General features: G+C 71.7%; 8 protein-coding genes. 6 read left to right on the plus strand and 2 right to left on the minus strand.

From position 1 onward, the window contains the following. Window positions 1-8 precede the first annotated feature (8 nt). Window positions 9-191, minus strand: coding sequence for a hypothetical protein (locus VM685_RS18220; protein WP_325461596.1), 183 nt, complete (start codon window positions 189-191; stop codon window positions 9-11). A 373-nt stretch (window positions 192-564) separates the two neighbouring features. Between VM685_RS18220 and VM685_RS18225 the strand changes: the two genes are divergently transcribed. Next, the gene (locus VM685_RS18225; RefSeq protein WP_325461597.1) at window positions 565-2,130 is read left to right on the plus strand and encodes an MFS transporter; all 1,566 of its coding nucleotides are present in this window, start codon (window positions 565-567) and stop codon (window positions 2,128-2,130) included. Window positions 2,131-2,166: 36 nt separating this feature from the next. On the opposite strand, the gene VM685_RS18230 is transcribed toward VM685_RS18225, so the two are convergent. Then, on the minus strand, window positions 2,167-4,116 hold the full coding sequence (locus VM685_RS18230; RefSeq protein ID WP_325461598.1) for a TonB-dependent receptor plug domain-containing protein: 1,950 nt from the start codon (window positions 4,114-4,116) through the stop codon (window positions 2,167-2,169). A gap of 517 nt (window positions 4,117-4,633) precedes the next feature. Between VM685_RS18230 and VM685_RS18235 the strand changes: the two genes are divergently transcribed. The 5 genes from VM685_RS18235 to VM685_RS18255 all read left to right on the plus strand — a co-directional run bounded on the left by VM685_RS18235 (window position 4,634) and on the right by VM685_RS18255 (window position 12,729). Further along, window positions 4,634-7,474: a TonB-dependent receptor domain-containing protein gene (locus VM685_RS18235; RefSeq protein WP_325461599.1), complete on the plus strand. Its 2,841-nt coding sequence runs from the start codon at window positions 4,634-4,636 to the stop codon at window positions 7,472-7,474. A 99-nt stretch (window positions 7,475-7,573) separates the two neighbouring features. Next, window positions 7,574-8,878, plus strand: coding sequence for an adenylosuccinate lyase (gene purB, locus VM685_RS18240; protein ID WP_325461600.1), 1,305 nt, complete (start codon window positions 7,574-7,576; stop codon window positions 8,876-8,878). A gap of 69 nt (window positions 8,879-8,947) precedes the next feature. After that, window positions 8,948-10,921: a PAS domain-containing sensor histidine kinase gene (locus tag VM685_RS18245; protein WP_325461601.1), complete on the plus strand. Its 1,974-nt coding sequence runs from the start codon at window positions 8,948-8,950 to the stop codon at window positions 10,919-10,921. 10 nt (window positions 10,922-10,931) lie between these two features. Continuing rightward, window positions 10,932-11,276: an MmcQ/YjbR family DNA-binding protein gene (locus VM685_RS18250; RefSeq protein ID WP_325461602.1), complete on the plus strand. Its 345-nt coding sequence runs from the start codon at window positions 10,932-10,934 to the stop codon at window positions 11,274-11,276. Window positions 11,277-11,316: 40 nt separating this feature from the next. After that, on the plus strand, window positions 11,317-12,729 hold the full coding sequence (locus VM685_RS18255; RefSeq protein ID WP_325462043.1) for a coniferyl aldehyde dehydrogenase: 1,413 nt from the start codon (window positions 11,317-11,319) through the stop codon (window positions 12,727-12,729). Window positions 12,730-12,784: the final 55 nt, after the last annotated feature.

Below are 12,784 nucleotides of genomic sequence, written 5' to 3' on the forward strand. Positions count from 1 at the left end.
CGCGCGCCTCAGCGCGTCGAGGCCTTGTCCACCACCACGCCGACGCCGGCCCCCACCGCCGCGCCCACCGGCCCGCCGACGATCAGCCCCGCGGCCGCCCCGGTCGCCGCGCGCTGCTCCACATTGTGCCCGCATCCCGCGAGCGCCAGCACCGCCGCGCCCAGCGCCAGCCCCGTCACCATCCGACCCATCGCAAACCCTCCGCTCAAAGCTCCACCGTCCCTGCCGCACGATTCCGCCCAAAATCCGGCGGCGCAGTTCGGGGCTTGGCGGACCTTGCGCCCCTTACTCCTCGATGGAGGAAGGGTAGGGATGGTGGTGAGTGCAGGGTGTTGCAGGCAGGAGCGCCGCCGGGCGCTGGCGCCCACTGGAGCCATCCGCTTCAGCTCATCGCCCACACCACCACCCAACCCTCCTCCATCGAGGAGGAGGGCTTCGGCGGTACATGACCTGACCCGACGCGAGCCCCCCCTTCCCCCGCCCGCGGTTTTCCCCCACGCTCCGCCCCAACAACACCAGCCCGTCGCCCACGAGGCGCCGGGACACATGGGGGAGGACACGCCGATGACCGACACGCCTCTACGGGCGTCCGCGCCCGCGCGCACGCCGATGTTCTCGCCCGGCTACAAGACCACGGTGTTGGGGCTCCTGGTGGTCGCCTACACCTTCAACTTCATCGACCGGACGATCATCTCGACGATCGGCCAGGCGATCAAAGAGGACCTCAAGCTCACCGACGCCCAGCTCGGCTGGCTGGGCGGCCTGTCCTTCGCCCTGCTCTACACGGCGCTGGGCATCCCCATCGCCCGGCTCGCCGAGCGGAAGAGCCGGGTCAACATCATCTCCATCGCCATCGTCGTCTGGTCGGCCTTCACCGCGCTGTGCGGCTTGGCCAACAGCTACGTCATGCTGCTGCTCTGCCGGGTGGGCGTGGGCGTCGGCGAGGCGGGCCTGTCGCCGCCGGCCCACAGCCTGATCAGCGACTACTTCGAGCCCAAGAAGCGGGCCTCGGCGCTGTCCATCTACTCGCTGGGGATCCCGCTGGGCGCGATGTTCGGCGCCATCGCCGGCGGCTGGATCGCCGAGAACGTCTCGTGGCAGGCGGCCTTCATGCTGGTCGGCCTGCCCGGCATCGCGGTCGCCATCGCCATCAAGCTGATCGTCAAGGAGCCGCCGCGCGGCTGGAGCGACAGCGAGCTCGCCGCCGCCGAGACCGGCGTGGCGGTCGAGGAGACGCCGGGCGCCCTGGGCCGCGAGGCCTCGGAGGCCGGCGCGCCCGACGCCGCGCCGGCGGCCGTCGCCGCCGCCCCCGGTCCGACCATGGAAAAGCCGCCCGGCCTGCTGGTCGTCGCCAAGCGCCTGTTCGGCTCCTGGGGCATGTTCCACATGGCCGCCGGCATCACCGTGGCCAGCTTCGCGGGTTACGGCACCGGCCAGTACGCCCCGCCCTACTTCATCCGCGAGTTCGGCCTGGGCCTGGCCACCGTCGGCCTCGCCATCGGCCTGATCGGCGGGATCTCCAACGGCATCGGCACCCTGCTCGGCGGCTTCCTGACCGACTGGGCCTCGAAGCGCAGCCCCCGCTGGTACGCGCTGGTCCCGGCCATCGGCCTGATCGCGGCGACCCCGATCTACATCTACGCCTATACGCGGGACAGCTATCAGCTCGCCTGGGCGATCCTGCTGATCCCCGGCATCCTGCACTACACCTACCTCGGCCCGACCTTCGGCGTGGTGCAGAACGCCATGGACGTGCGCATGCGCGCCACCGCGGTGGCCGTGCTGTTCTTCGTGCTGAACCTGATCGCCCTGGGCTTCGGCCCGCCGTTCACCGGCTGGTGCATCGACCTGTTCGCCCAGCAGGCCTGGACCAACGCCGGCGGGGTGGGCGACTTCAACGCCGCCTGCCCGGGCGGCATCGGGCCCGAGGGCGGCTCGGCGGCCCTGGACGCGGCCTGCAAGACGGCGATGGCGGACGGCACCCGCTCGGGCATCGTCTCCAACCTGCTGATCTACGCCTGGGCCGGCGTCCACTACCTGCTGGCGGCGATCACCCTGCCCAGGGACATGGCCCGCGCCCGCGCCGCCGCCGACGCCGGCGACGCCGCGGCCGCCGCCGCCCGCCCCTGAGGCCGGCGATCGCTGGCCGGGCCCCCGCCCGGCCGGTCAGGCGCCGCCGCCGAACCGGATCCGCACGCCGCCGTTGGCGACGAAGCCCTCCGTGGGGCCCCAGGCGTCGACGGTCCAGCGCCCGTCCGCCGCGCGGCGCGGCAGCACCAGCGGGTCGTGTTTCGTCTGGCGCACGTCGAGCAGGTTCTCGAGGTTGAGGAAGACGCTGAGGTTCCCGAACCGCCGCTCGGCCATGAAGCCGAGCTCCACGTAGGGGCGCGACCGCGTGCGGTAGGGATTGTCCTCCAGGTCCTGCCGGCCGGTGTAGTAGGCCTCGAGGCCCACCCGGCCCCAGTCCTCGCGCTCCCACATGGCCACGACGCTGCCGGAATGCCGGGGCGTCAGGGGCACGGTCCGGCGGCCGGGCGCGTCCGGATCGGGCTCGGTGGCGTCGACATGGACGTAGCTGCCGGTGACGGTGAAGCCCTCCCAGCGGTAGCGCAGCAGGAGCTCGGCCCCCCGCGTGCGGGTGAGCCCGTCGGCGTTCGCCAGCCGCACCCGCCCGCCGGATCTGACCTCCACCAGCTGGACGGCGTCGTGGATGTTGGAGGCGAAGAGGGTGAGGTTCGCCTCCAGCGGACCGGACGCGTAGCCGCCCTCCAGCGAGGCGCTCTCCGCGACCTCCGCCTTCAGGCCGCTCAGGGGCTCGAGGCGCGAGAGGCCGGCCGCCTCGATCTCCTCGACGAAGGGCGTCGGCGCATAGAACCCGCGGCCGACGGAGGACCGGATCGTCCAGGGTCCCGGCCGGTAGAGCACCGACAGCCGCGGGCTGAACCGCAGGCCGTATTCGCTGTGGTCGTCCAGGCGCGCGCTGCCCGCCAGGGTGAGGTCCTCGCTGACCTCGTGCTCCACCTGCCCGAACACCGCCGGCGTCGTGTGGGTGTAGTCGAAGGCCGGGAAGGTCTTGGAGCGGTAGGCGTCGCGCTGCACGGCCAGCCCGCCCAGCCAGGCGGTGCCCCCCTGGACCCCCGAGACCGACAGCTCCGCGAAATAGGTGTCGTGGCGGTCGTCCTCGACCACCTCGCCGAACCGGTGCTCGTGGTCCTGGGTCACCGCCGAGGCGCGCAGGTGCAGCTTGCCGACGCCTTCGACGGACCGGTCGGCGACCAGCCCCAGGTCGTACCGGCGGCTGTCCTGGCGCTGGGGGAACGGGGCGCCGTCCGCCACCGTGCGACCGGCCAGCGTGCCGCCCTCGCGGGTCTCCCCCATCGCCCCTGCCGTCAGGAACGCCGTCGCCCCGCCCTCGCCTTCCCAGAAGAGCCGCGGGCGAACCGTCCAGCGATCGTAGCCCGGGATGTCCGCCCAGCCGTCGCCGTCCAGGTCCTTGCGCGCCTGGTGGTGCAGGCCCCCGACGACGGACTGGCTCCAGCCCCCCGACAGCGGCGAGGAGCCGTAGGCCGTCAGGTCCTGCCCGCCGCGGCTCGTGGCGTTCGCCAGCAGTTCGCCCAGCGGCTCAGGCCCCGGCCTACGGGCCACGAGGTTGATGACGCCGCCCAGGGCGGACGGGCCGTACAGCGCCGAGGCCGCCCCCTTGATCACCTCCACCTGGCCGAGGTCGGTGGGCGGGATCTGCAGCAGCCCCAGCGACGAGGCCTGGCCGCCGTACAGCGGCAGGCCGTCGGTCAGGAACTGGGTGTAGCGGCCGCGCATCCCCTGCACCCGGACGTTCGAGGCGCCGAGGCCGGGCGAGGTGACCTGCACCCGCAGCCCGCCGGTCTCGCTGAGCAGCATGGCGACGTTGCCGGGCCGCATGGCGATCTTTTCCTCGATCTCCTCGCGGCCGATGACGTCCACGCGGATCGGCTCGTCCTGCACCCGCCGGCCGGAGCGCGTCGCCTGGACGATGACCTCCTCGACCTCCTCCGCTTCCTCCCCCTCCCCGGCCGGCTGGGCGTGGGCGCCGCCGGCGCTGGCGGACAGGGCCAGCAGGGCGACCAGCGGGGTCACGGACGAGCGGAGGACTTGGCAACGGCGGCGCACGAAAGGAGAGCTCCAGGACAGGCCGGAAGGCGGCGCCCGTTTCCACCCTCTGGCGGCGCCCGGATCAAGCGCTAAGAACGCCGCCGCCGCCGAGGCGCCCACGCGCCGCGGGAACCCCCGCTTCGCCCGCCCCGCGCACTCCGGCCCTTGGGATCACGGCAGCCAGTCTCCGGCCCGACCAGGCTGGACCGGCAGGCTCGCATCCGACCGTGGACCCAAGGACCTCCAGCATTCCCGAAGGAATGCCGGGCCGCGACCGGAAGCGGACGTCGCGAGTGTCCGCAATGGGTCGGAAGCCGACCTCGCGGCAAGGCCGGGCAGCAGCCCCCCTGCGGCGCCGGCGCCACACAGATCAACCCCCGATTGACAGTTCCATGACGCTCGCTTGACCCGCGAGTGCAGCTCCGCCGTATCCTCGTTCCACGAAAGCGGCGAGTCCGCGCCGGCGTGGGGCCGGGACGGCGGGCCGCCCAAGGGGGAACCCATGCATCGTCACCTGAGGGGCGCAGCCCTTCTCGCCGCCAGCGCGCTCGCCGCCGGCGGCTCGTTCGGTGTGGCCCACGCCCAGGAGGACGCCTCGGTCTCCGAGGTGGTGGTCACCGGCTCACGCATCCGCACCAGCCCGCTGGAGCGCGACCAGCCGGTCGTCCAGATCGACCAGGAGTTCGTGGAGAAACAGGGCCTGACGTCCACCGTCGACGTCCTGCAGCGCATCCCCTCGGCCGGCGGGGGACTCAACGCCAAGTTCAACAACTCCGGCAACTTCGGCAATCCGCCGGACGGCGGCGGCGTCGGCGCGGGCTCGGCCGAGATCGACCTGCGCTACCTCTCCTCGCGGCGCGTGCTGGTGCTGGTCGACGGCCTGCGCTGGGTGCCGGGCGCCGCCGCCTCCGGCGTGCCGGGGTCGGTGGACCTTAACACCATCCCGGTCTCGATGATCGGCCGCATGGAGGTGCTGCAGGAAGGCGCCTCGCCGATCTACGGCTCCGACGCCATCGCCGGCGTCGTCAACATCATCACCAAGCAGAGCCAGGACGGCTTCCAGGCCTCCGCCCAGGTCGGCGGCTACCTCGAGGAAGGCGACGGCTTCAGCCAGGACTACAACCTCTCCTGGGGCGTCTCCAACGAGACCACCCGCGTCGTGGTCGGCGGCGGCTACTTCAAGCAGGATCCGGTCTACGCCGCCGACCGCGACATCTCCCTCTTCCCCTCGCCCTTCGCCACCTCCTGCACCGCCGGCGGCTGCAGCTCCGGCACGCCGCTCGGCCGGTTCATCATCTCCGACCCGAACACCGGCACGGACTTCGACGTGACGCTCCGCCAGGCGCTCGCCGCCGGCCAGCGGCCGACCTACATCCCCGGCGACCCGACCAGCGCCGCCGGCAGCTACAAGCCCTTCACCACCGCCGACCGGTTCAACTTCCAGCCGTTCAACTACATCCTGACGCCGCTTGAGCGGGTCAGCCTGTTCGGCTCGCTCACCCAGGACCTGACCAGCTCGATCCGCTTCCGGGCGCGGGCCAGCTACGTCGAGCGGTCCTCCGCCAACCAGGCCGCGCCGCTGCCGCTGTTCGTCGGCCCCGACGCCGGCAACGGCAACCTCTTGGACACCGTCAGCGTCGACGCCACCAACCCCTACAACCCGTTCGGCTTCACCCTCACCCAGGGCACCTACGCCTTCATCGGGCGTCGCCTGGTGGAGGCCGGCCCCCGCCACTACGAGCAGCGGGTCGACACCTGGAACGTCACCGGCACGCTGGAGGGCGACCTCGACGTGGGCGGGCGCAACTGGCACTGGGACGTCAACGGCGTCTGGTCGCGCAACCACGCCGAACAGACCTTCACCGGCAACGTCAACGCCCAGCGGGTGCAGCAGGCCCTCGGCCCCGCCGCCGCCTGCACCGGCTCCTGCGTGCCGCTCAATATCTTCGGCGGCGCCGGCACGATCACGCCGGAGATGCTGGCCTTCATCGGCTTCACCCAGCAGGACGTCTCCCAGCAGGAGCTGCGCGACGTCTCGGCCAACCTGACCGGCGACGTGTTCGACCTGCCGGCCGGGCCGCTGGCCTTCGCCGTCGGCGTCGAGCACCGCGAGACCGAGGGCTACTTCCAGCCCGACGCCATCGTCGCCGCGGGCCTGTCCTCCGACATCCCGGCCCAGCCGGCGCGCGGCTCGATCACCGTCAAGGAAGCCTACGGCGAGCTGCAGGTCCCGCTGCTGGCCGACATGCCGTTCTTCCACCGGCTGGACGCCTCGCTCGCCGGCCGCTGGTTCGACTACTCCACCTCCGGCAGCGACTCGACCTTCAAGGCCGGGCTCACCTGGCGGCCGGTGCAGGACGTGCTGATCCGCGGCTCCTGGGGCGAGGGCTTCCGGGCCCCGTCGATCGGCGAGCTGTTCGGCACCGCCTCGCGCTTCGACCAGGAGGTGGACGACCCCTGCTCGGGCATGACCGCCGCCACCCCGGCCAACATCCGCGCCAACTGCATCGCCGCGGGCGTGCCGGCCAACAACAGCTACGTCCAGCTCAACCCGCAGATCTCCGTCATCACCTCCGGCAACCGCGACCTGCAGCCGGAGACCAGCGAGAGCTGGCATCTCTCGGCGGTGTGGGAGCCCGCCTGGCTGCGGACCGCGTCCTGGGCCAGCGGCGGTTCGGTGGAGATCGCCTACTCCGACATCACCCTCGACAACGCCATCCAGGCGCAGAACGGCCAGACCCTGCTGGACCGCTGCGCCGAGACCGGCGACGCGCTCTCCTGCGCCACCATCACCCGCACGGCCTCGGGCCAGGTGGCCGGCATCGCCAACCCGCTGATCAACATCGGCGGCATCGAGACCAGCTCCGTCGACCTCAACCTGATCTGGCGCTCGCCGGACTGGGACGCCGGCCGCTTCGGCCTGCGCTGGTACACCAGCTGGCTGCTCGACTTCACCGAGTTCGTGCCCACCTCCGGCGGCCTTGCGCCGATCGAGCGCGAGGGCACCGAGCGCGGCAGCCCGGACCAGGCGTATCCGGAGCTGAAGTCCACCCTGATGGTCGACTGGGACCGCGAGGACTTCGGCGCCACCGCCACCTTCCGCCACATCTCCGCGGTGGACGAGGCGGGCGATCCCAACAAGCTGGAGGCCCGCACCTATGTCGACGCCCAGGTCCGCTGGTCGCCTGCGTTCATGGACGACATCCGCGTCGCCGTCGGCGTGAACAACCTGTTCGACAAGGACCCGCCGGGCTGCGTCACCTGCGGACTCAACAACTACGACCCGAACGCCTATGACGCGCCGGGCCGTTTCTTCTACCTTCGGTTGACGTATCGCCAGTAGTCGACCTGAGGCCGAGGGCGGCGGTTGGCACGGCCGCCGCCCTCACTTTTTGCGCTGCGGAATTTGACATTCGGAAGCCTCGCCGGGATACCCGGCGCCATGATCCCCCGCTACGCCCGCCCCGAGGCCGCCCGCATCTGGGACCCCCAGACCCGCTTCAAGATCATGTTCGAGATCGAGGCCCACGCCGCCGACAAGATGGCCGAGCTGGGCGTGATCCCGAAGGAGGCCGCCCGGGTCATCTGGGAGAAGGGCCGCGACGCGGTCTGGAACCCCGAGCGCATCGACGAGATCGAGCGCGAGGTGAAGCACGACGTCATCGCCTTCCTCACCCACGTCACCGAGATCGTCGGCCCCGAGGCCCGCTTCCTGCACCAGGGGATGACGTCCTCCGACGTCAACGACACCACCCTCGCCGTCCAGCTCTCGCGGGCCACCGACCTCCTGATCGAGGACGTGGACATGGTGCTGGCCGCCCTGAAGAAGCGGGCCTTCGAGCACAGGCTGACGCCCACCGTCGGCCGCAGCCACGGCATCCACGCCGAGCCCACCACCTTCGGCCTCAAGCTCGCCGGCCACTACGCCGAGTTCCAGCGCGCCAAGGAACGCCTGGCCATGGCGAAGTTCGAGATCGCCACCTGCGCGGTCTCCGGCGCCGTCGGCACCTTCGCCAACGTCGCGCCCGAGGTGGAGGAGTACGTCGCCGAGAAGCTCGGCCTGGCGGTGGAGCCGGTCTCCACCCAAGTGATCCCGCGCGACCGCCACGCGGCCTACTTCGCGGCGCTGGCCGTAGTCGCCTCGTCCATCGAGCGCCTGGCCATCGAGATCCGCCACCTGCAGCGCACCGAGGTGCTGGAGGCCGAGGAGCCGTTCGATCCGGGCCAGAAGGGCTCGAGCGCCATGCCGCACAAGCGCAATCCGATCCTCACGGAGAACCTGACGGGCCTCGCCCGCCTGGTCCGCTCGGCCGTGGTCCCGGCCATGGAGAACGTCGCGCTGTGGCACGAGCGCGACATCAGCCACTCCTCGGTCGAGCGCGGCATCTGCCCCGACGCCACCGTCCACCTGGACTTCGCGCTCCGCCGCCTGGCCGGCGTCGTCGAGCGGCTGGTGGTCTACCCCGAGAACATGGCCAAGAACCTCGACCGCCTGGGCGGCCTGGTGCACTCCCAGCGCGTGCTCCTGGCGCTCACCCAGAAGGGCATGAGCCGCGAGGCGAGCTACGCCGCGGTCCAGCGCAACGCCATGAAGGTGTGGCGTGGCGAGGGCAATTTCCTCGACTTCCTGGACGCCGACCCGGAGATCACCCTCACCCGCGACGAGCTCTCCGAGCTCTTCGACCTGGGCTACCATTTCAAGAACGTCGACCGCGTCTTCGCCCGGGTGTTCGGCGAGCAACCCTAGCCTTCGGTCACGCATTCCGCTTAGCTGGCGCGGGGTGGGCGTCGTTGGAAGGACGGCGCGGGGAGCGTTTTGGACAGGTCGGGTCGGCGGACCTCCCGCCATGATTTCCTGCTCGGCGGCGGCGAGATGGGCGAGCGTCTGCGCGCCCACGACTGGAGCGCCTCGCCGCTTGGCCCGCCCGAGGGCTGGCCGCAGTCGCTGCGCACCGCTGTCTCGATCATGCTCAACTCGGGCCACCCCATGTTCGTGGCCTGGGGCCCCGAGCTCGGCTTCCTCTACAACGACGCCTACAGCCTCATCCTCGGCGACAAGCACCCGGCCGCGCTCGGCCGCCGGTTCGAGGACGTCTGGAGCGACATCTGGTCCGACATCTGGCCGCTGATCGAGACGGCGCTCTCCGGCGAGGCCACCTGGAGCGAGGACCTGCGGCTCAGGATGTTCCGCCACGGGTTCTGGGAGGACACCTGGTGGACCTTCTCCTACAGCCCGGTGCGCGAGGAGAGCGGAGCCGTGGGCGGCATGTTCTGCGCCTGCACCGAGACCACGTCCAAGGTCCTGGGCGAGCGGCGCCTGAAGTTCCAGCTGGCCATCGCCGAGCGCCTGCGCCCCCTCCACGACGCGGGCCAGATCAAGGCCGCCGCCGCCGCCCTGCTCAGCGAGAGCCTGGGCCTCGGCCGCGCGGGCTTCGCGGAGGTGGATCCCTCCGGCGGCTGGGTCACCGTGGAGGACGACTGGTCGCACGGCGACCTCGGCGCCTTCCCCGGCCGCTACCGCCTGGACGACTTCGGCTCCGAGATGGCCGCCGACCTGCGCGTCGGCCGGGTCTCGCGGATCGACGACGTGCGCACCCATCCCGCCACCGCCGCCTTCGCCGAGGCCTACGCCGGCATCGGGGTCGGGGCGATGATCGCCGCGCCGGTCGTGAAGCAGGGCCGCCTCATGGCCCTCTTGACCGGCCATGTGGCCGAGCCGCGGGTCTGGACCGACGAGGAGCAGGCGATGCTCCTGGAGCTGGGGGAGCGGACCTGGAGCGCCGTGCAGCGGGCCCGGACCGAGGCCAACCTGCGCGAGAACGAGGAGCGGCTGCGGCTGGTCCAGGCCGCCGGCGGCATCGGCTCCTTCGACTGGGACATGGTCACGGGCCGCATCCACCGCTCGCCGGAGTACCTGGCCCTGCAGGGCCTGCCCGGCGACGCCACCGAGGTCGGGACCTACACCGACGACTGGCTGGCGCGCGTCCATCCCGAGGACCGGGCGCGGGTGCTGGCGGCGTTCGAGGAGGACCGCGCCCGCACCGGCCCGTTCGACCGCGAGTACCGGATCGTGCGGCCCGACACCGGCGAGACCCGCTGGATCCACAACCGCGGCCGGATCGACGCCGACGCCGCGGGCCGGCCGGTGCGGCTCCTGTCGGTGCAGACCGACATCACCCAGCGCAAGCGCGACGAGGCCCGCCAGCGCCTGCTGATCAACGAGCTGAACCACCGGGTGAAGAACACGCTCGCCACCATCCAGTCGATCGCCTCCCAGACCCTGCGGTCCGCGGCGTCGGTGGAGCAGGCGCGGCGGGACTTCGAGGACCGGCTGCTCGCGCTCTCCCGGACCCACGACATCCTCACCCGCCGCACCTGGGAGGGCGCGACGGCGGCGGAGATCGTCGCGGCGGCGGCCGAGCCTTACGGCCAGGACCTCTGGGACGCGGACGGGCCGAACCTGCACCTGCCGCCGCAGACCGCGCTCTCCATCGCCATGGCCCTGCACGAGCTCGGCACCAACGCCGCCAAGTACGGCGCCCTCTCGGTCCCCGAGGGCCGCGTCGAGGTGCGCTGGGTCGCCCGGGACGGCGGGCTCCTCCTCACCTGGCGCGAGCGGGGCGGCCCGCCGGTCGCCCCACCCACCCGCCAGGGCTTCGGCAGCCGCCTGATCGAGCGCGGCCTGGCGCGCGAACTGGGCGGCGAGGTGCGGCTGGCCTTCGAGCCGGCCGGCGTCGCCTGCGAGATCACCGCGCCCCTGCCGGATGACGACGCCGCCCGCCCAGGCTAGGCTCGCCGCCATGGCGACGTTCGACGACCTCCGCGCGGTCGCGCTGGGCCTGCCGCAGGCCGAGGAGATCAGCTACCGCGGCGAGCCCTGGTTCAACGTGGGCAAGAAGACCTTCGCCCTGATGTCCGGCCCGCGCGCCATCCTGAAGCTCGATCGCGGCCACCAGGAGTTGCTGTTCGAGATCCGCCCGGAGACCTTCCAGCCTTGCCCGGTGGCCACCGTGAAGTGGAGCTATGTCCGGCTCGAGGACCTCGACACCGACGAACTGGCGCGGCTGGTCGTGGAAGCCTGGTCGCAGGTCGTGCCCAAGAAGGTCAGCCGGCCCTACCTGGCCAGCTTGACGGCCCCCGCGTAACCCGGGTCTCTCTTCCCGAAAGGGAGGACGTCACGTGGACATGCAAGCGATCCTGGCCGCTCAGAAAGCGGCTCACCTGCGCGACGGCGCGCCGAGCGCCGAGCAGCGCATCGACCGCCTCGACCGCTGCATCCGGCTCCTGGTGGAGAACCGCCGGGCCATCGAGGACGCGCTCGACGCCGACTTCGGCGCGCGCTCCAAGGACGCCACCGCCTTCACCGACGTGGCCGGCTCTATCGGCCCCCTGAAGCACGCCAAGGAGCACCTGCGCCGCTGGATGAAGCCCGAGAAGCGCAAGCCCACCCCGGCCATCCTCGGCCTGTTCGGCGCCAAGGCCGAGGTCCGCTTCCAGCCCAAGGGCGTGGTCGGCGTGATCAGCCCCTGGAACTTCCCGGTGAACCTCACCTTCGCCCCGCTCGCCGGCATCCTGGCGGCGGGCAACCGGGCGATGATCAAGCCCTCGGAATACACGCCCGCCACCTCGGACCTGATGAAGGCGATGTTCGCCAGGGCCTTCTCCGAGGAGGAGATCGCCGTGGTCACCGGCGGCCCCGAGGTCGGCGAGGCCTTCGCCCACCTGCCCTTCGACCACCTGATCTTCACCGGCGCGACGGGGATCGCCCGCCACGTGATGCGCGCCGCCGCCGAGAACCTGGTGCCGGTCACGCTGGAGCTGGGCGGCAAGAGCCCGGTGATCCTCGGCCGCTCCGCCGACCTCTCGGTGGCCGCCGCCCGGATCATGAACGGCAAGACGCTGAACGCCGGCCAGATCTGCCTGGCCCCCGACTACGTCCTCGCCCCGCACGACAAGGTCGACGGTTTCGTCGAGGCCGCCCGCGCCTCCGTCTCCAAGATGTTCCCGACCATCAGGGACAACCCCGACTACACCGCCATCGTCGCCCAGCGGCACTACGACCGGATCATGGGCTACGTCGACGACGCCCGGACCAAGGGCGCGACGGTCGTCGAGCTGAAGCCGGCCGGCGAGGACCTGACCCAGCAGGAGCACCGCAAGATCGCCCCCACCCTGATCCTCGACCCGACCGACGACATGAAGGTCATGCAGGAGGAGATCTTCGGCCCGGTCCTGCCGGTGAAGACCTACCGCACGGTGGACGAGGCGATCGGCTACGTGAACGGCCGCGACCGCCCGCTCGGCCTCTATTACTTCGGGGACGACGCCGCCGAGCAGGAGAAGGTCCTGTCCTCCACCACGCCGGGCGGGGTCACGGTCAACGACGTCATCATGCACGTCGCCCAGGAAGAGCTGCCGTTCGGCGGCGTCGGCCCCTCGGGCATGGGCAGCTACCACGGCGTGGACGGGTTCCGGGAATTCAGCCACCGCAAGGCGGTGTTCAGCCAGATCCGCAAGGACATCGGCCCCCTGCAGGCGCTCCGCCCGCCCTACGGCCCCGGCATCCGCAAATACCTGGAAGGGGCGATCAAGGCCTAGGGGGGAGCCCGCCTCTCCCCCCGCGAAGCGAGAGGGGAGAGGGCAGGGAGAGGGG

The organism is Phenylobacterium sp. (assembly GCF_035539035.1).
Lineage (GTDB): Bacteria > Pseudomonadota > Alphaproteobacteria > Caulobacterales > Caulobacteraceae > Phenylobacterium.

Coding starts and splice junctions, on each gene's coding strand:
- VM685_RS18255 (WP_325462043.1), top strand. CDS start 11,317: ATGCAAGCGATCCTGGCCGCTCAGAAAGCGGCTCACCTGCGCGACGGC.
- VM685_RS18235 (WP_325461599.1), top strand. CDS start 4,634: ATGCATCGTCACCTGAGGGGCGCAGCCCTTCTCGCCGCCAGCGCGCTC.
- VM685_RS18250 (WP_325461602.1), top strand. CDS start 10,932: ATGGCGACGTTCGACGACCTCCGCGCGGTCGCGCTGGGCCTGCCGCAG.
- VM685_RS18220 (WP_325461596.1), bottom strand. CDS start 191: ATGGGTCGGATGGTGACGGGGCTGGCGCTGGGCGCGGCGGTGCTGGCG.
- VM685_RS18225 (WP_325461597.1), top strand. CDS start 565: ATGACCGACACGCCTCTACGGGCGTCCGCGCCCGCGCGCACGCCGATG.
- purB (WP_325461600.1), top strand. CDS start 7,574: ATGATCCCCCGCTACGCCCGCCCCGAGGCCGCCCGCATCTGGGACCCC.